The sequence below is a fragment of the Pinibacter soli genome, from assembly GCF_029961145.1.
GTDB classification, from domain to species: domain Bacteria; phylum Bacteroidota; class Bacteroidia; order Chitinophagales; family Chitinophagaceae; genus Pinibacter; species Pinibacter soli.
Genome location: NZ_JASBRG010000007.1, coordinates 180116 through 200032, shown reverse-complemented (window position 1 = coordinate 200032; position 19917 = coordinate 180116). Strand labels below are relative to the sequence as shown.

At 43.3% G+C, this 19917-nt stretch carries 9 protein-coding genes; 6 read left to right on the top strand and 3 right to left on the bottom strand.

The features are described from left to right. The first annotated feature begins 29 nt into the window (after positions 1-29). Positions 30-458 carry a helix-turn-helix domain-containing protein gene (locus QJ048_RS11795; RefSeq protein WP_282334557.1) on the top strand — a complete coding sequence of 143 codons (429 nt, stop codon included), beginning with the start codon at positions 30-32 and terminating at the stop codon, positions 456-458. An 89-nt stretch (positions 459-547) separates the two neighbouring features. On the opposite strand, the gene QJ048_RS11790 is transcribed toward QJ048_RS11795, so the two are convergent. The 3 genes from QJ048_RS11790 to QJ048_RS11780 all read right to left on the bottom strand — a co-directional run bounded on the left by QJ048_RS11790 (position 548) and on the right by QJ048_RS11780 (position 8726). Continuing rightward, positions 548-2332: a UvrD-helicase domain-containing protein gene (locus tag QJ048_RS11790; RefSeq protein WP_282334556.1), complete on the bottom strand. Its 1785-nt coding sequence runs from the start codon at positions 2330-2332 to the stop codon at positions 548-550. After that, the gene (locus QJ048_RS11785; RefSeq protein WP_282334555.1) at positions 2325-4478 is read right to left on the bottom strand and encodes an AAA family ATPase; all 2154 of its coding nucleotides are present in this window, start codon (positions 4476-4478) and stop codon (positions 2325-2327) included. The genes QJ048_RS11790 and QJ048_RS11785 overlap by 8 nt, the downstream gene beginning before the upstream one ends. A 75-nt stretch (positions 4479-4553) precedes the next feature. Continuing rightward, positions 4554-8726, bottom strand: a complete 4173-nt coding sequence (locus QJ048_RS11780) for a hybrid sensor histidine kinase/response regulator transcription factor (protein ID WP_282334554.1) — start codon at positions 8724-8726, stop codon at positions 4554-4556. A gap of 446 nt (positions 8727-9172) precedes the next feature. On the opposite strand from QJ048_RS11780, the gene QJ048_RS11775 reads away from it, so the two are divergent. From QJ048_RS11775 to galA, 5 genes are all read left to right on the top strand, one after another. Beyond that, positions 9173-12148 carry a SusC/RagA family TonB-linked outer membrane protein gene (locus QJ048_RS11775; protein WP_282334553.1) on the top strand — a complete coding sequence of 992 codons (2976 nt, stop codon included), beginning with the start codon at positions 9173-9175 and terminating at the stop codon, positions 12146-12148. 106 nt (positions 12149-12254) lie between these two features. After that, a complete protein-coding gene (locus QJ048_RS11770) occupies positions 12255-13865 on the top strand; it encodes a RagB/SusD family nutrient uptake outer membrane protein (RefSeq protein ID WP_282334552.1) in 1611 nt (536 codons plus the stop codon). A gap of 32 nt (positions 13866-13897) precedes the next feature. Next, complete coding sequence (locus QJ048_RS11765) at positions 13898-14947, top strand: SusE domain-containing protein (protein ID WP_282334551.1); 1050 nt, start codon at positions 13898-13900, stop codon at positions 14945-14947. Positions 14948-15139: 192 nt separating this feature from the next. Continuing rightward, on the top strand, positions 15140-16159 hold the full coding sequence (locus QJ048_RS11760) for a glycoside hydrolase family 53 protein (RefSeq protein WP_282334550.1): 1020 nt from the start codon (positions 15140-15142) through the stop codon (positions 16157-16159). A 202-nt stretch (positions 16160-16361) separates the two neighbouring features. Next, positions 16362-19754 (top strand): beta-galactosidase GalA, encoded by a 3393-nt coding sequence (galA, locus tag QJ048_RS11755; RefSeq protein WP_282334549.1) that lies wholly within the window; start codon positions 16362-16364, stop codon positions 19752-19754. Positions 19755-19917 lie beyond the last annotated feature (163 nt).

The following is a 19917-nucleotide window of genomic DNA, read 5'->3' as shown; positions in this document are numbered from 1 at the left end:
ACTCAAAACTTTTTTCTTAATTTGCTCTTATGGCAACACACAACCCTACGCACAAAATACACGAAGGCCGCAACGTAAAACGTTTCCGTGAAATGAGAGGCTGGAAGCAAGAAGGCCTCGCTGATGAAATGGGCGAAGAATGGACCCAACGCAAAATTTCCTTACTCGAACAAAAGGAAACAATTGAACCCGAGATTTTACTATTGGTTTCTACTGCCTTGAATATTCCTGTAGAGGTTTTCCAAAATTTAGATGACGAACAAGCCATCAATGTAATTTCCAATACAGCTAATTTCGATCATTGTCAGCAACCGTCATTTTTCAATAGCAATCCTACATTCAATCCAATTGATATGATTGTTCAATTGCATGACGAGAAGATTGCGCTGTATGAAAGGATGTTGAAGGAGAAAGAGGAAATGATTGCGAGGTTGGAGAAGTTGATGGAGGGAAAGTGACTTCAGCGCTATTAATCTTAAATAATTTTTAAGAAGTTAAGATTTAATCCCAGAGGTGTGGCAACTTAAGTTCCCACACCTAAAAAATTCTAAAAAACATCGTAGTCATAGGTATAGTTTTTTAAGTGGCTTGTTGGTAACAGATTTTCTCTTCTCCCATTAACTCGCCCCGTCTCCGAAATAATATGAAGATTCTTTCTGGCCCTCGATGCTAATACATACAACATTTTCTTTGAGGTTTCGTCTCCTCGCTCGTCACTGAAGTGAGGAACGTAGTTGTGCAACAGCCCAAATCCAATCATTGTATCGTATTCTTCGCCCTTTATACCGTGAAGAGTAGATACGGTTATTCCATCTTTTTGTTTAAAAACTTTTCTGAAATTTTCAATGTCAGAGATGTATGCTCCTCCATCTTTTTTAAGTCTATCTATTCGAGCTTGAGAGCTTTCGAAGAATGATTTGTAATGTTCTTTCAGCATTGGGAAATGATCGATGTCTATCGACAACCTTTGACTCAATTGTTTAAAAAAGATTTGTAGATATGTTAAACCGTCTTGTTCACCCAAGGTGATAGAATTACATATGGATAGGAAGTTTTTGTTTGACATGTCAGTAACATTGATGCCCATTGAATTGAGTTCTTCTAATATCACTTTGGCCCAACGTAAACGACGTACATACATAAACGGCGAAGGTTCAGTCAATACAATCCTAGAAACTTTAAACCAAAAATTTTCAATATCTCTTGAAAATGGAGCCATCCCAGGACCATCAAAACTATAATCCGGAAGTTTCACCATTAGCCGCCTAGTGATGCTTGCGATATGAACCCATTGAGGAGCTGCAATACATATTTCATTTGGTGAGATGCCTAGATCTTCTATATTGAATTGCAGTAGTCTCGCGATTTCATCAATTAGGTTATTAACGGATACAACGCTATTGAATGTGATGAGGCTATTATGTTCTTTGTGTTTACCCGCCGCGATTATTTTGCTTGGATATACTTTATAATATTCAAAGTATTTGGTGATTTTCTCCGAAGATCTATAGTTGTTTTTTAATTCGAATTCCGCCAATTGAAAACCAAACAGGTTTTCTAATTCACCTTTGGGCATTGGGTAACCTCCAAGCGATTCAAAAATAGATTGATTGGGGTCGCCTACAATTAAAGTTTTTGAACTTTCTTTATTTGCTTTTAGAATTTTCGCGATAATATGATATTGAATCTCTTTTGTGTCTTGGTATTCATCCACTAAAATGAACGGAAACAAATTGCCCAATGTTTTTGCAATTATTGGATTCTTTAGCAATATTTGATAGGAATAAAATAATATTTGTTCAAAGTCTATCTGATTATTGTCTTTCAAGATTTCAAAATATCTTTCATAAATCTGCTCAATGTATTTGTGTTTTCTTTTATCCAAGCAGGTTATAACTAATTGATCAGGTCTGGCCAAGAGGTTACAGTCCCAAACCGAAACTCCTGGAAACTTAAAATGGTTGCATAGATCAGCAAGCAACTTTTCTGATTCGTGTGAGTTGATCACTCTGAAGCCATATTTTAATCTTTCGTGATATAAGCCATAAGGGCGTAAAATCCATTGTGAGCAGAAAGAGTGAATTGTTCCGATCCATAAGTTTGCAATGTCAACTCCCAATAATTCTATTCTGTCCTTGATTTCATCTGCCGCATTATTAGTGTATGTGATTGCAATAACAAACTCTTTGCTGGATTTAAGTCTTGAAAGTTCATATGCAATTTTATATGTCAAAGTTCTTGTTTTGCCACTTCCCGGACAGGCCACAAGTAAGACACTCTCAGCGCAGAGTATTGAATTTTGTTGCTCCAGATTTAAATCGTTGTTATCCAAGGAAAACATTTAGTTCAATTCTTTTAAGTACTGATATAATTTGGTCGTTTGCCATTGTCTGTTCTAATGTTGAAATTAACTCCGTTATATCGATTTCTCTCTTTCTGTATAGCGTCAACGCAGATTTACAATTTGCAGAATACATTGTCGTTTCAAAGGAGTAATTTCTAATTCTGAATTCTACAATGTCGGCAATTAGGTTATTTGAATAATATTCTTTCGCGAAAAGAACTGCATTTACGATATATTCGGGAATAATAGTGTGACAAGTAATTTCTTTTGCTAATAAAATTGCAAACCACCCTTTCCCTACATGTTTCGCCATTGTAATGACACGCTTGCCATATATTGAAACATCATTTGAAAAAAGTTCTGCATCGGCTAACTCTATAGTTTCCGTGTCCTTGTAAATCTTATTTGATATTCTACTTACCTCAAACGCGTTGTCTGCCTTTATTAAATCTACCTCAAAAGTGTGGGTGGCATAAAATACTTCGAGCCATTCGTTTTTTAGTGCAAGCTTATCCAAAGTTTCTTTTCTTTGCCTACCAACACTTTCAGATCTTTTGAGTCGTTTTTTGTACGTTTCAATTTCTTCGCTATCTTCTGGTAAGACACTTGTGTCGCATATTGCTTGATCTAAATCTGTAATTATACCACACTTCCTGCGAATCCGATCTGAGTGAAATAATTGGGCGACATTCGTGAAGCCAGTACTTCTAATGTTGATTAAACTAATTCCTAATTCGTCAAGACTAACACCCCATACCTGTTTTATCAGTTGAGGAATCAATATTTCTTCGGCATCTCCTTCGACTAATATTACTCCTTTTGCAAAAAGCAAGTTAGTTCTTACTGCGTCTAAATACCTCTGGACTTCAGATATATTCTCTGGATCTAAACCTGCAGAGGGTTGGTATACTTCAGCATAGTTTGTTTTTTTTGCCAGAATATTTGCATTTTCAACATTACTTACCTCTGAGATTTGCGTTGAATGTGTCGAATAGATAATTTGAGTATCCGAGTAATCTAATTTATCAAAAAGTGTTTTTTGAATATGAGTGTGAATATGAGCTTCAGGTTCTTCTATCATTAGAAAATTGGCAAAAGAATCTTTAGTTTTTTGATATTTAAATTCCAATAATTTTAATGTAAGAAAAACAAGGTTTGCTCCACCCAAACTTAGCTCATGAATATTACCTTCGTAGGCTTCGTCCGATTCTCCGATAAAAAGTTTTAATGATTGTAAGAGCTTATCAGCATCATCAGGAACACTCGATTTAATCGAAAGTGAAGATGGTGAATAAGTTCGACCAACTGTGTCTTGAATTGTATTTTTTATATCCTCTCTAATACTTTCAACATCCTCCATTGATTCTATTTCTTGATTTAGCTTTTCAACTAATTCATTTATTGGTTCAAAAGTTTCCGGTTTTATTTTTCCGCTTTTGTTTTTTAATAGAGTTAATAGAGGATTTGTTTTGTTGTTTTGAAAATCACTAACAACATCGCGTAGCGCTTTAATAAATGTGAAACAAACTTCTTTTGAAATAGAAAGTTGATGTGGGATCTTAGTTCCAAAAAGAGAAGCATCGAAGTATGTTGGTTCTGGAAATTCAATCTTTTCAAAATCTCCTACCAGTTTCTTATATGTTTGGAAATTATTAAAGTCAGCTGTACTTTTTCCAGTAAAAAAAGTTTCATAATCTTTTATTGTTATCTCTCGAAGGATTTTGTTTAAGCCTTCCGTATCGCCTTTTTTTAAATCCGAAAGCTTTTGTCTAACATTTATTTTGGGACGAAAGAATAATGTATAGGTGGCCTTATTGACATAATTTTCCTGAACTAATCCAGTGCCATGAATAAATAATGATTGAATTGCTTCATTGTTATTTATTTTATCAAACTCTATGCTAATAATAATCCATTGTCCTTTCCAATCTTTTAATGATCTATTGAAATCATTTTCGGATAGCTTATAAGAGTATTGTAAATATGAATCGTCCAACAATAATCGAAGAGCTCGAAAAAGATTTGTCTTCCCGGCTCCGTTCTCTCCGATTATCGTATTAATTCCTTCTTTAAAAATAAATTTAGAGTTTTTAAAATTTCGATAGTTTCTGATGCTAACTTTTGATATGAACATTTTGACTCTAGATAAGGGGTTAATATTTCAATTAAAATTTAATTGAATCGTAAAATACAAATAAAACCTCTTCCCTCACCTCTTCAACTCCTTCAAAAACTGGCTAGGCGTTTTCCCGAACTCATTCTTAAATGCTTTCGTGAAATACGACTGCGTTTGTATCCCCACACTGTACATCGCTTCGGTGATTGAGATGTCTTCTTCTGTTAAAAGCTGGGCGGCTTTTTTCAGGCGGATGCTGCGGATGAATTCGCCGATGGATTGGCCGGTGATGCTTTTTATTTTATGGTAGAGGCTCGTGCGGCTCATGCCGATTTGCGTGCAGATGTAGTTGATGTCCATTTCCGGGCTACTGATGTGCGTTTCAATTACAGTGATCAGCTCTTGCAGGAAATCCTTGTCCTTGCTGCTTTGTACAATGTCCTTCACTTCACTGTAGTAGTCGCGGCGGTATTTTTCCTTTAGCTTTTCTTTTTGCTTGAAGATGTTGTCGATCGTTTTTTCCAGCAGGTTAATGCTGATCGGTTTGGTAAAATAATGATCGGCGCCGGAGTCGGTGCCTTCTATTTTTGATTGCAGCGATTCCTTGGCAGTCAGCATCAGGAAGGGAATGTCGGATATCTCCACATCTTCCTTCACCTGGCGGCAAAGATCAACGCCGTTCATTACCGGCATCATGATGTCGCTGATGATGAGATCGGGATGGTCGGCTTTTGCAAGCGCCAAACCATCTTTGCCATTCGCCGCTTCGGCAATGCGGTATTTTTTGCCAATGCTGTCCCTTAAAAAGTTGCGCAGTTCGTCGTTGTCATCCACGATCAGAATGAGCGGCGCGTTGGTGTTTTCTGGTTGTGGCTCCTCCTCTACCGGCAGTTCTTCCGCTTGATCGTCCACGTCGTATGCACCGGCAAAAGTTGAGTTCGGCGTTTGGTTGCTCATCCAGCGTTCTTCATCGCTAAAGTCTTCGCGTGAGCAAGGCAATGCCACAATGATCTCTGTGCCTTTGTTGCGTTCGCTGTACACACGAATGCTTCCCTTGTGCAGCGCCGTTATGCTCTTCACAAAAGCCAGTCCGATGCCGTAGCCCATGTGCGTGTCGGACACTTTATAGTAGCGTTCAAACAAATGCACGATGGATTCTTTGGAAATACCAATGCCATTGTCGGCCACGCGCAGGTAAATTGTTTGCAATGGCTTGTAGTCGCTGGCAATATTTAAGTGGTTTTCAAAAGGCGGTTTGTAACCCTCCATGGAAGCGACAGCTTGCACGGTAATGGTGCCGCCGCTGGCCGTGTATTTAAACGAATTGCCGATGAGGTTGATGAGTATTTTTTCCAGTATCTGACGGTCGAACCAGCTTTCGTTGGGAATGCCGGAGGTGCTAACGGTAAAGTGTATGTTTTTTTCATTCGCCGCTCCGCCAAACTCTTCGGCTATTTCCTGCAGAAAAAGTTCCATGTTGCCGGGCATGACGTGGAGTTTCAAAATGCCGGATTCTGCTTTGCGGAAATCCATCAGCTCGTTGATGAGATTCATGAGGCGGTAAGCGTTCCGGTAAATGATGTTATAGTATTGATGATGTTGCGAAGCGGTTTTGTCCTGTATGAGTTTTTCCGCCGGACCCATGATGAGTGAAAGCGGCGTGCGGAACTCGTGCGAGATGTTGGTGAAGAACTGCAATTGCATTTGATGCACTTCTTCCTTCTTTTCCTCTTCCAGTTTCTGGCGCTCGAGTTTTCTTTTGTTTTGGTAAAAGCTATACGCAACACCACCAACGATCAGCGCGACAATTGTTTTGAACCACCATGTTGCCCAAAACGGCGGTGTGATCACGAGGGTGATCTCTTGTCCTGTTTCGTTCCAGATGCCATCGTTGTTGGAGGCTCGCACGCGGAAGGTGTATGTGCCCGGGCTCACGTTGGTGTAAGAAGCCTTTCGATCATTGCCCGCTTCGATCCAATCTTTGTCCCAGCCATCAAGTTTGTAAGCAAATTTGTTGTTCTCCGATGCCACGTAATTGAGCGCGGCAAATGAAAAGGCAAAGGTCGATTGCCTGTAACTCAGCACCACTTTGTGCGTGTAGCTGATGTCTTCTTTTTGCTTTGCAGATGGATGCGGGTCGTTGGATATTTGCAGATCGGTAATGTAAACCGGCGGAACAAAGCCGTTGGTTGAAATGTTTTTGGGATAAAAACTATTGAAGCCGTTCACGCCACCAAAGAAGATCTGGCCGTCTTTTGTTTTGAGAAATGCATTCGCCTCGAATTCCATGCCCTGTAAGCCATCGGCGGTGTTGTATTTTTTAAACGCAAGTGTAGACGGATCAAACTTTGTGAGTCCATTGGAAGTAGTGATCCAAAAAATGCCGTTGTTGTCTTCCTCCATTCCTTTGATGAACTCGTCGGATAATCCGGCTTTTTTGGTGAAGAGTTGAAAGGCGTTTTGTTTTTCGTCAAACAAATACAAACCTTTTTGTCCCACCCAAAGCCTGTTGTGGCTGTCGACAAATATCACACGCAGGTCAGGCTTTTTTTCCTCATTGTTGAAGTAATGGATAAACTCGCCGGTAGAGCGTTGCAGGCAGTTCAGGCCGCCGTCATCAGTACCTATCCAGATATTGCCGCTTTTATCTTCGTTAATGGAAACGGTATTGTTGCCGGAAATTTTTGTTTTTCCACTGGCGCTTGTTTTCACTGCAGAAAACTTCCTCGTGTTTTGATCATACAAATTCAAACCGCCATAGTAAGTGGCGATCCAAAGGCGCTGCTGGCTGTCTTCAAAAATAGCCTGTATAAAATTGGATGAAATGGAGCCGTTGTCTGCCGCGTTGTGTGTGAGTCGTGTAAACGTGCGGCTGGCGCGGTCGAGCAGGCACAAACCGCCGCCCCAGGTACCCACCCACAATTTGCCTTTGCTGTCTTCCGTAATGCCGAGCACTTCGTTGGAAGCGAGCGAACGGGCATTGAGCGGATCATATTTAAAATGCGTGAAGGTCTTTTTGTTTCGGTCAAACAAATTTAACCCGCCGCCGTCGGTGCCGATCCAGATATTGCCTTCGCGATCTTCGCAGAAAGATTTTACGTCGTTATAGCTAAGGCTGTTGTCGCTACGCTCCTGCCGGTAAAGGGAAAATTTTTCCGTTTTGGGCATATATATATTAACACCGCCGCGGTGCGTGCCCACCCAAAGATTTTCCTGGTTGTCTTCGAACAAAGCGGAAACCGTTCTTTGCGATAAACTTTGCGGATCGCCGGGTTCATATTTATAATTAAAGAAACGTCCGCTTACCGGATCGAACAGATCGAGACCGCCGTTCACCGTCCCGGTCCATATTTTGCCGGAGGCGGTTACCCAAATGGCCCGCACAAGATTGCTGCTGATGGAAGCATTATCGGTTACGGAGTGACTGAATTGTTTGAGTGTATTGAACTGTTGGTTGAACAAATAGAGCCCATTGCCCGCTGTGCCGATGATGAGGTTGCCGCCTTTGTCTTCTTTAATCGCCGTTACTGCGTTGCTGATGTTGCTGACTTCAAGAGGTGTTTTAAAAAAAGCATTTTCTGCGTCGAAAATTTGCACGCCTGCATCGGAACCTACCCATGTGTTGCCGCGGCTGTCTTTATATAAACAGTAAATTTTGTCGCTCGCCGGTCCTTTAGCGGTTCCGTTTTGGCGGAGCGACGTAAAGGATTTGGTGTTTTTGTCAAAAATATTGAGGCCGCCGCCGAGCGTACTGACGAGGAGGCGGTTGTTGCTTTCTTCTACAATGCCGCTGATATAATTATAACTGATGCTGCCGGATTTGCCGCTGTATTTGTAGCGGGTAAAGGCGTTTGTAACAGGATCGAAACTGTTGAGGCCGTTGGCAGTGCCTATCCAAAGTTGCTGGGATTTGTCCTGGAAGAGGCAAGTGATGAAGTTGTCGGAAATGCTTGTGGCGATCGAGTCGTTTGTTTTGAAGACTTTTATTTTATAGCCATCATAACGGTTAAGGCCATCGCGTGTGCCGAACCAAATGAACCCGCGGCCATCCTGGTAAATGCATTCGATGGTGCTGTTGGAGAGACCATCCTCATTCCGTATATGCTTAAAATTAATAGCCGGCGCCTGGCTGGTTCCACGCAGAGGCGCAACAAAAAGCAAACAACAAAAGCAAACAATCAAACGGGTCATAAGCACTACAAATTTTGGCACTCTGGTGGTGCGGCAGTTTTTTTCACGCAAAGGCGCAAAGGAAATTAGTTCCATCGCTAACACTCTGTTTTTTTTCACGCAGCGAACGCGGCGAAAAGCGACGCAAAGGGTACCCGAAGGTCAAAGTGTCATTACTGATTTGCAAGATGTCGACAATCGAGAAGTAACAATTCGTCAGCGAGCTTAGATTTAAAACTTCTCTTTGCGCCTTTGCTCCTTGTGCCCCTTTGCGTGAAATCCTCCGTTGCGTCGCCGCCTCGTTGCGATCGCCGCGAGAAACCTTAGCGCCCTTGGCTTTTTTTCTTTGCGCCTTTGCGTGAAAATCCCGTGAGCATGCGCGAACTTAAAATTATCTCAATTGCCTCACTTACTGCGGGAAAACTTCAAAAAAAACCATTAGAACCAAACATATGATTGCTCAGATAAGTGCTCTTTTGACACTCATTATAATTTTATAGCACGAACTAAAACAAAACTCACCATTTAAAATTTGCTTGTGTATGAAAATTACCAGACGTGTCCGTCCGGCTGTTCTTCTGCCCGTCCTGCTATGTTGTGTCATGATGACATCGGCGCAACAAAAGATCTCCGGCAGGGTAACAGATGAATCCGGGAACCCGCTTTCCGGTGTTACCATTTCTATTAAAGGCAAAAACATCGCAGTCGTTACCGATGCCAAGGGTAATTACACCATTCCCGCTGCCGGCGACGATGAACTCATTTTTACTTATATCGGTTTCGCGAAAGTTGAGCAAAAAACAGGCGGCACTACGCTGAATGTAAAACTGGCCACCGACAAACAAAATCTAAATGAAGTGGTGATCGTAGGTTATGGTACCACCCGCAAAAAAGATCTCACCGGTTCTATTTCTACCGTTACAGCTAAAGATTTCCAGAAGGGACAAATCTCCACACCGGAGCAAATGATTGCCGGTAAAGTGGCGGGTGTTTCTGTTATTTCCAACAGCGGACAACCCGGCGCAGGAAGTACGATCCGCATTCGTGGCGGTTCTTCTGTAAACGCAAGCAACGATCCGTTGTTTGTGGTAGATGGTGTGCCTTTGGAAAACAGCAGCATCTCCGGTGCATCCAATCCGCTGAGTTTTATCAACTCGAATGATATCGAATCTTTCACGGTTTTGAAAGATGCTTCTGCGGCTGCGATTTACGGAACGCGTGCAGCGAACGGTGTTATTTTGATCACCACTAAAAAAGGAACGGGCGGAAGGTTGAAAGTTAATTTCACTACCAACAACTCTCTTTCCACAGTAGCCAACAAAGTGGATGTGCTGAGTGCAGATGAGTTCCGTTCCGTTGTAAATGCAAAAGGTACGGCTGCGCAAAAATCGGCGCTGGGTACTGCGAGCACCAACTGGCAGGATGAAATTTACCAGACGGCTTTTTCAACAGATAATAATATAAGCATCAGCGGAGGTATTAAGAAACTCCCCTACCGTTTGTCGATTGGTTATTTGAACCAGAGCGGTATTTTAAAAACGGATAACCTGCAGCGCACTTCGGCGACGTTGCGCATCAATCCAAGTTTTTTTGACGATCACTTAAAAGTGGACCTGAACTTGAAAGGAAGTTTCCAGAATACACGTTTCGCCAATACGGCAGCGATTGGAAGTGCAGTAACTTTTGATCCGTCTCAACCAATTTACTCTACGATTAAGGATGGCCGTTATGGCGGCTACTGGGAGTACCGCGATCCAACGAGCCCAACTGGTTTATCTCCGCTGGCTGGCCGCAACCCTGTTGGTTTGCTGAATCAACGGATTGACAAAAGCAATCCAATGAGAGGCATTGGAAATTTGCAATTGGATTATAAATTTCACTTTCTTCCTGACCTGCATGCCAACATGAACCTTGGTTATGATGTGGTGGATGGAAAAGGAACGGTGTTTGTTTCCGACAGTGCAGCGTCTGATTATGCAGCGGGTGGCACGGGCGGACAAAACAACAAGTATCGCCAAACACAAAAAAACACAGTGTTTGATTTTTACCTGAATTATTCAAAAGACATTCCTTCGATCAAAAGCCATGTGGATGCGATGGCCGGTTATTCTTACGTAGATTATTTAACCAAAGTATACAACTACGCCAGCTATAATGCAGCGGGTGTAAAATACCCTAACTCTGATCCGGCTTTTCCTTATAATGAACCGGAACACAGTTTGGTCTCTTTCTTCGGCAGGGTGAATTATTCTTATGCCGACAGGTATTTACTGACAGGAACATTGCGCCGCGACGGATCATCACGTTTTGGTCCGCTGAACAAATGGGCAATGTTCCCTTCTGTTGCCTTTGCATGGAAAATCAAGAACGAACAATTCTTAATGACGAACAATACTTTGTCTGATTTGAAATTAAGAATCGGTTATGGTATCACGGGGCAACAGGATGGTATTGATAACTATGCGTTCCTTGCAGCGTATGGCTTGAGTTCTTCCAACGCTTCTTATCCGTTTGGTTCTACCTACTATCAAATGTACAGACCGGGTGCTTACAACCCTGCGATCAAGTGGGAACAAACAGCAACGTCTAACATCGGTTTGGATTATGGATTTTTGAACAACCGCATCACGGGTAGCATTGATCTGTACTACAAGAAAACATCTGACCTGCTCGTGAAAGTGCCGCAACCTGCGGGCTCGAACTTCGCGGCGTACTTCCTTGCGAACATTGGCGACATGACGAACAAAGGTGTTGAGTTTAGTGTGAATGCACAGATCGTAAGAACGAAAGACTTCACATGGGATGCAGGTTTCAACATTGCCTACAACAAAAACAAGATCACGAATCTGTCTGTAATTCCTGGTACTCCGGCAACGGATATTCCAACAGGTGGTATTGCCGGTGGTAAAGGCGGTTATGCGCAAGTGTTTGCCGTAGGCTATCCACGCAACACTTTCAATTTGTATCAGCAAGTGTATGACTCTGCAGGCAAGCCTTTGGAAAACGTGGTGGTAGATGTAAATAAAGATGGCATCATTAATGAAAAGGATTTGGTGAAAAGCAAAAGCTCGAATCCGGATGTCTTCATGGGTTTCACCACTAATTTCTCTTACAAAAAATGGAACGCAGGTTTTGTATTGCGCAGCAGCATTGGCAACTACGTGTACAATAATATTGCGAGCAACAACGGCAACCGAAATCAAATTCTTGGAAACCCTGTGCTGTACAATGCTTCACGCAGTTACCTCGATACAAAATTTGTTGGCAGCAATATCGACTTGTTGAGCGATTATTTCATGCAAAATGCATCTTTCCTGCGCATGGATAATTTCACGATAGGTTATAATGCCGGTGCAGTGTTCAAGAAAAAAGCAAACTTAAGATTGAATGCAGGCGTGCAAAACGTGTTTGTGATTACCAAATACAAAGGCATTGATCCTGAGATCAGTTCCGGAATAGACAATAATATGTATCCACGTCCGAGAATATTTACACTCGGAGGAGCAATCGACTTTTAGTTTGCCACTGAGGCACAGAGATACAGAGAAGAAAAAATATCTGTGTAAATCAGTCTAATCAGTGTCATCTGTGTGCTAATTGTTTTCAAATATCAAATTTCAAATCATGATTAATAGACTCTATAATATATTCGCAACAGCGGTTCTTCTTGTGATTGTCGCCGCTGGTTGTACAAAAAAACTTGACCTCACACCTACCAACGACGTAACGGCAGATGAGGTGTATAAAACACCGTTGGGTTACAAACAGGCGCTTGCAAAAGTGTACGGTGCCTTTGCATTAACCGGAAACACCGGCGGTACGGGCACTCCGGACATTTCCCCGGAAATCATCAGCGATGAGGGTAACTCAGATTTCCTTCGCCTCTACTGGAACCTGCAGGAACTTACTACGGACGAAGCGGCATGGTCATGGCCGAATGACGCGGGCATACAAGGCTTGAAAGAAATGAGCTGGTCGAGCGACAACCCAATTGTGAAAGGTGTTTACTATCGTTCCATGTTCCAGATCGCGATTGCCAATGATTTCATTCGCCAGTCAACGCCGGATAAAGTAAGCGGTCGCGGCATTACAGGCAACGACGCAGCGGACATCAAAAAATATCATGCAGAAGCAAGATTCATCAGGGCTTATCAATATTGGGTGTTGATGGACCTTTACGCTAATCCGCCATTTGCTGATGAGAACACAACGATCGCGGTAACGGTTCCTGATCAAATCAAACGCGCCGATCTTTTCAAATACATCGAATCAGAATTAAAAGCAATCGAGCCAGACATGGCTGCACCAAAAGCAAATGAATATCCCCGTGCTGACCAAGGGGCTGTTTGGGCGCTGCTTTCAAGGTTGTACCTGAATGCAAAAGTGTACACTGGTACAGAAAGATTTACCGATGCGATCACTTATTGCAACAAGATCATTGCCGCAGGTTATACGTTGAATCCTAAGTACAGGAACTTAACAGTTGCAGACAATAACCTGAACACGGATGAAAACATTTTCATGATTGCCTATGATGCCAAATACACGCAGAATTGGGGCGGTACAACTTACCTGGCTCACGGGCCGGTAGGCGTTCCTGCTGCAACATCCGGAACTAGTGGAAGCTGGACAGGTTTGCGTCACACACAACAATTTGTGGCGCTTTTCCCTGATCCTTCTGGTAACACAGACGTAAGAGCACAGTTTTACACGCCTGGTCAAATCCTGGAGATGAAAGAACTGTACAAACAAACAGACGGCTACTCATCATCCAAATACAGAAACTTAACGCATGACGGCAAACCCGCGCCAAATGCCGATCCCAATGGCAACTGGGCGGATATCGACTTTCCTATTTTTCGCTTGGGTGAAATTTATCTGACTTACGCAGAATCAGTTTTACGCAACGGAACAGGTGGCAATGCAACACAAGCGTTGACTTACATTAATGCGCTTCGCAAACGTGCGTGGGATAATAAAACCGGTGGTGAAATCGCTGCGGCTCAGCTAACCTTGAATTTTATTTTGGATGAACGCGGACGTGAGTTGTATTACGAAGCACAACGTCGTACTGATCTTGTTCGCTTTGACAAATTCACTACGGACACATATTTGTGGGCATGGAAAGGCGGCTCGGCAGCTGGTAAGAGCGTGAATACTAAATACAATGTGTTTCCGATTCCGTCGATTGATTTGACGTCGAATCCGCATTTGGTGCAAAACACGGGGTATTAAGAAGTAAAAAAGAAAAAGTAAAAAGTAAAAACATGAAACAACTCATTATCATACTAACATTTACCGCCCTTCTATTGGGTTGCAAAAAAGATCTGACCAACACCGTGATGCGGCAGGGACCGGCGCCGGTTGTGACATTATCTGCTAGTCCGCTTACATTGTCGGAAGCTAGTGCGAAAGACACCGTGGAAACGATTCAATGGAACGCTGCAGATTACGGCTTCTCTGCGGCAGTAGGTTATACTGTGGAAATTGCAAAAGCAGGAACCAATTTTGCTGCACCAAAACAAGTGAGCAATGGCAGCGCAACAATATTAAAATACGTTGGCTCCAACTTGAATGAAGCTGCCATTTCATTAGGCATTGCACCAGGTACAACAGGACAATTAGATATTCGTGTGCGCTACTCCGTTAGTGATTCCGTTTTTTCCTATACAGATAAAAAGACATTGCAGTTGACAACGTATGTGGTAAGTCTGCCTGCTTTGCTGGTACAAGGCGGTAATGGCTGGACAACGCCTTCTGCCCGTACCAATGGTTATTTGCTAACTTCAGTAAATTATGACGGCAAATATGAAGGTTATCTGAACCTGCCAAACGCAGATGGCTGGGGTGGTGATGCTTTCAAACTGATCTCTACTACCGATGGAAAATCTTATGGCTGGGGAACCAGCAGCACAACAATGTCTGCAGGTGGCGGCAATTTATGGCTCACGCCTTCTCCCGCTTACATGAAAGTGAATGCGGACATCAATGCGCTGACTATCAATTACACAGCGGTGAAGTTTTACATTTCAGGTGATAACAATGGCTGGAGCACTTCTTCGACGCCTATGACTTACGATGCTACCAGTAAAACATGGGTGGCAAATAACGTATCTTTTACTGCTGGTAACGCGTTTGTTTTCACGAGCAATGGCAGTTATGATATTAGTTATAAAGTGAACAACGATGGTAAACTAACTTACGCTGGTCCTCCGGGCTGGGCTGGTAAAAATATTCCTGTGAGTACAACGGGCACTTATAAAGTGACGCTGGATTTGAGTGGCGGGGATGGGAATTATAAATATAAGATTGAGTAGTGTGGTGACACCCTAATCTTTACCACTAAGGCACTAAGGACACTAAGTTTCACTAAGAGTTGCCTATTGTTCTTAAACCGCTGGTTATAGCAAGCAACGAGGGGTAAAAGATTGAGGTACCCTTAGTGTGGCTTAGTGCCCTTAGTGCCTCAGAGGTGAATTGTAAACTTTGAATTTTTTGAATGTAAGATTATGAATAGATTATTCGGCTCTCTACTGGTTTTGGTTCTAATGATTTCCTGTAAGAAAAGCAACGGTGATGGCGGAACTCCGAATCCTCCTGTAACAACTGACACCCTAGTGAAAGGCGCCGACGTAAGCTGGGTAACAGAAATGGAAGCCTCCGGCAGAAAATTTTACAACAGCGCCGGAACGCAAATGGAATGCATGGCGTTACTGAAATCGCTCGGCGTAAACACCATCCGCCTACGTGTTTGGGTAAACCCTACATCCAGCTGGAACAATGCTGCTGATGTTGTGGCAAAAGCCATTCGTGCGAAAAACCTCGGTCTGCGCATCATGATCGATTTTCACTACAGCGATACCTGGGCAGATCCCGGTCACCAGACCAAACCCGCGGCGTGGGCCTCACTGGATTTTGCGGGATTGAAAACTGCACTCGCAACGCACACCACCGATGTTTTGAACCAATTGAAAACAGCCGGTGTAACTCCTGAATGGGTGCAGGTGGGTAACGAAACAAACGACGGCATGCTCTGGCCCGATGGCAAAGCATCGACGAACATGAGCAATTTTGCGCAGCTAGTAAATGCCGGCTATGATGCGGTGAAAGGTGTTTTCCCTTCTGCAAAAGTAATTGTGCATATTTCTAATGGTTACGACAACTCTTTGTTTCGCTGGATGTTTGATGGTTTGAAAACAAACGGTGCAAAGTATGATGTAATTGGTATGTCACTGTATCCAAGTACCTCAAACTGGTCAACCTATAACACACAATGTCTTACTAACATGAATGACATGGTGAGTCGTTACGGTAAAGAAGTGATGGTGGTGGAAGTGGGTATGCCGTGGGATAGCCCGACTGTATGTAACTCGTTCCTGAGCGATTTGATCAAATCTGTTCCGAATAAAAAAGCATTGGGGATATTGTATTGGGAGCCGGAAGCTTATAATAATTGGAATGGCTATACTCTCGGGGCTTTTGATAATTCCGGAAAACCGACTGTGGCCTTGAACGCATTTTCAAACTAAGAGTTCAAAACTTTACCACTAAGACACTAAGGGCACTAAGTTTCACTAAGAGAAGCTTGATGTTCTTACAACCTGCGTGGTAATTTAAATAAGGAACTTTGCTTTCACGGCAACCCTTAGTGTGGCTTAGTGTCCTCAGTGCCTTAGTGGTGAAGGAAATAACAGCACACAATGTATTTAACAACTTGAGATAACAACAACTATGCGAAAGAATAAGCTCATTGGTCTTTCTTTATGCCTTGCATTGGCTTGCTTACAGGCTGGTGCACAGAAGAAGATCAATATTGATGAAGATTGGAAATTTCATTTTGGCAGTGCATCCGACCCTGGAAAAGATTTCAATTATAGTCTTACCGCGCTTTACTCGAAAAACGGCGGAGCAAAAAAGACAGCCATCGATCCGTCCTTTGTTGACACCAGTTGGCGCACCCTCAACCTGCCGCACGATTGGGCAGTCGGATTGCCATTTGTCAACCACTCTGATGCCAACCTGGAATCGCACGGCTACAAACCAGTTGGCGGCTACTTTCCCGAAACAAGCATCGGCTGGTACCGCAAGCGCTTCAATGTAAACGTAGCAGATTCAGGAAGCCGTTTCGCACTTCGCTTTGATGGTATTTATCGCGATGCAAATATTTGGGTAAATGGATATTTTGTTGGCAACAACATCAGCGGTTATTTGGGTGCAGCTTATGACGTTACAGACATCATCAACTTCCACGGAGAAAATACAATCGTGGTAAGAGTTGACGCTACACAGTCCGAAGGCTGGTTCTACGAAGGTGCCGGCATTTACAGACACGTGTGGCTGGAACAATCCAACAACATTCATATTCCCGATGGCGGATTGTTTGTGTACTCAAATGTGCAATCGAACACCGCAACAGTAAATATTGAAACAACGGTTGAAAACAAAAACATTGCTCCTTCCAACTGTTCCGTATTTACCTACATCACAACAAGAGATGGTAAACTTGTAGAGCAGGTAAAAGAACAATCATTTGCCATTGCCACCAACGAAAAGCAAAGTATCAAACAACAACTCAAAGTTTCCAATCCTCGCTTGTGGGATTTGGATGATCCGTATTTATATCGTGTGGTATCTGAAGTGAGACAAGGAAAACAAGTACTGTATAAAAAAACAGAAAGATTTGGCATTCGCTCCATTCGTTTTGATGCAACAGAAGGTTTTTTCCTGAACGGAAAACATTTAAAAATACAAGGCACCAACAATCACCAGGATGCGGCAGGTGTTGGCAGCGCCGTACCCGATGATCTCAATTATTACCGTATCCGTTTGTTGAAGAACATGGGCTGCAATGCCTACCGCACCAGTCACCACGCTCCCGCTCCTGAATTGCTTGAAGCGTGTGATAGCCTCGGTATGCTTGTGCTCGACGAACAACGCCTGCTCAGCAGCAGCGACGAATACATGAGCCAGTTTGAAAGATTGATCCTGCGTGACAGGAACCATCCTTCCGTTTTCCTATGGAGCATTGGTAATGAAGAAGGATTTATTCAAACAACTACTGTTGGCAAACGCATTGCGGAGACATTGATCGCTAAACAAAAAGAACTCGATCCAACAAGGACGAGCACTTACGCCGCTGATCTTCCAAACGTTTACAAAGGCGTAAACGAAGTAATTCCAATCCGTGGGTTTAACTACCGCGAATTTGCCGTAGCCGATTATCATAAAGATCATCCGAATCAGCCGGTGCTTGGCACAGAGATGGGCAGCACTGTTACCACTCGTGGCATTTATAAAAAAGATTCTGTTTGGGGCTATCTTCCCGATCATGACCTCACCGCTCCGTGGTGGGCAAGTACAGCAGAGGCATGGTGGAAACCAGCAGCTGAAAATGCTTACTGGCAGGGCGGTTTCATTTGGACGGGCTTTGACTATCGTGGTGAGCCTACACCTTTTTCATGGCCAAATATCAGTTCGCATTTCGGTGTGATGGACATGTGCGGTTTCCCTAAAAACTTATATTACTACTACCAAAGCTGGTGGACAGACAAAGATGTGCTGAACATTTCTCCGCATTGGAACTGGCCGGGCAAACGCGGACAAAATATTGATGTGTGGGTAAACAGCAATGCCGATAATGTGGAGTTGTTCCTCAACGGTAAAAGCCTTGGCAAGAAAGACATGCCGCGCAATAGTCATTTGTTGTGGACAGTGAAATATGAACCAGGCAAGCTCGAGGCAATTGCTTATAAAAAAGGTAAAAAGCTCACGGCAAAAGTGGAAACAACTTCCGCCCCTACGGAAATTTTACTAACTCCTTACAGAACTACGATGCTGGCAAACGGCACTGATGTTTCTGTCATGAATGTTTCTATCGTAGATAAAGAAGGTCGCGAAGTGCCGGATGCCGCGAACATGATCAATTTCACTATTAGCGGACCGGGCAAAATTATCGGCGTGGGCAACGGCGATCCGAGTTGCCACGAGCCGGACATTTGCGCCGATGGCAGATCGCAGCGCAGTGCCTTCAATGGCAAATGCCAAGTGCTGGTGCAATCAACTAAAACGCCGGGCATGATCAAGATTGAAGCAAGTGCCGGTGGCTTGTACAGCGGTTCCACTGATGTGGTGACTGTTACTTCAGAAAGTGTTGCAGAAGTTTCCGTTGATAAAAAATACACGCTGCAAGGCGAAGCGGCGAAGCCTCGCGAAACAGGCAAAATGATTGGCGCAGATATTTCGTTTCTTCCTGAATTGGAAAATCGCGGTGTGAAGTTTTCTGACAATGGAGTGGAGAAAGATGCAATACTGATTTTGAAAGATCATGGTTTCAATTACATAAGACTGCGTGTATTCAACGATCCAGCGAGAGACAGCGGTTATTCCCCGGGCAAAGGTTTCTGTGATCTGCAACATACTTTGCAAATGGCGAAGCGCATCAAAGCGGCGGGCATGAAGTTTCTGCTCGATTTCCACTACAGCGATTACTGGGCCGATCCCGGAAAGCAATACAAGCCTGCTGCGTGGAAGAACATGAGCTTCGATCAAATGAAACAGTCGCTGTACGATTTTACCAAAGAAGTGATCACTGCTTTAAAACAACAAGGCACAACGCCTGACATGGTGCAGATCGGTAACGAGATCAACCACGGCATGGTGTGGCCGGAAGGGAGTATTGCTTCGGTGAATAATCTTGCACAGTTGATCAGTGCCGGAACAGCTGCGGTGAAAGCGGTTGACCCGAATATTGAGATCATGCTGCACGTGGCATTGGGCGGACAAAATGAAGAAACGGTTTTCTTTATTGATAACATGGTTGCCCGCAACGTACATTTCGATGTGATCGGGCTCTCCTATTATCCGCAGTGGCACGGTACGTTGGATGATTTGCGCGACAACATGAACGACCTGGTGAGACGTTATAATAAAGACATCGTTGTGGTTGAATACTCTGCGAAGAAACAGGAAGTGCACAAACTGGTGTTTGATCTTCCAAACAACAGAGGCAAAGGCGCATTCATCTGGGAGCCGCTAAATACATGGGAATCTATTTTCGACAAAACCGGCAAGAGCAATGACTTGCTGAAGTTGTATGACGGGATAAGTGCGGAGTACCTGAAATAGAGAGCACACAAAGAGAGAGCACGCAGATGACGCAGATTAGACTGATTGGCGCAGATTTTTTGCACACGGATGACACGGATTGGACGGATTTACACGGATTTTTTTTCTGAATAAACTAAGACAGGTTTTACAGTTTTTGAAAAGATCAGTGCAAATCTGCTAA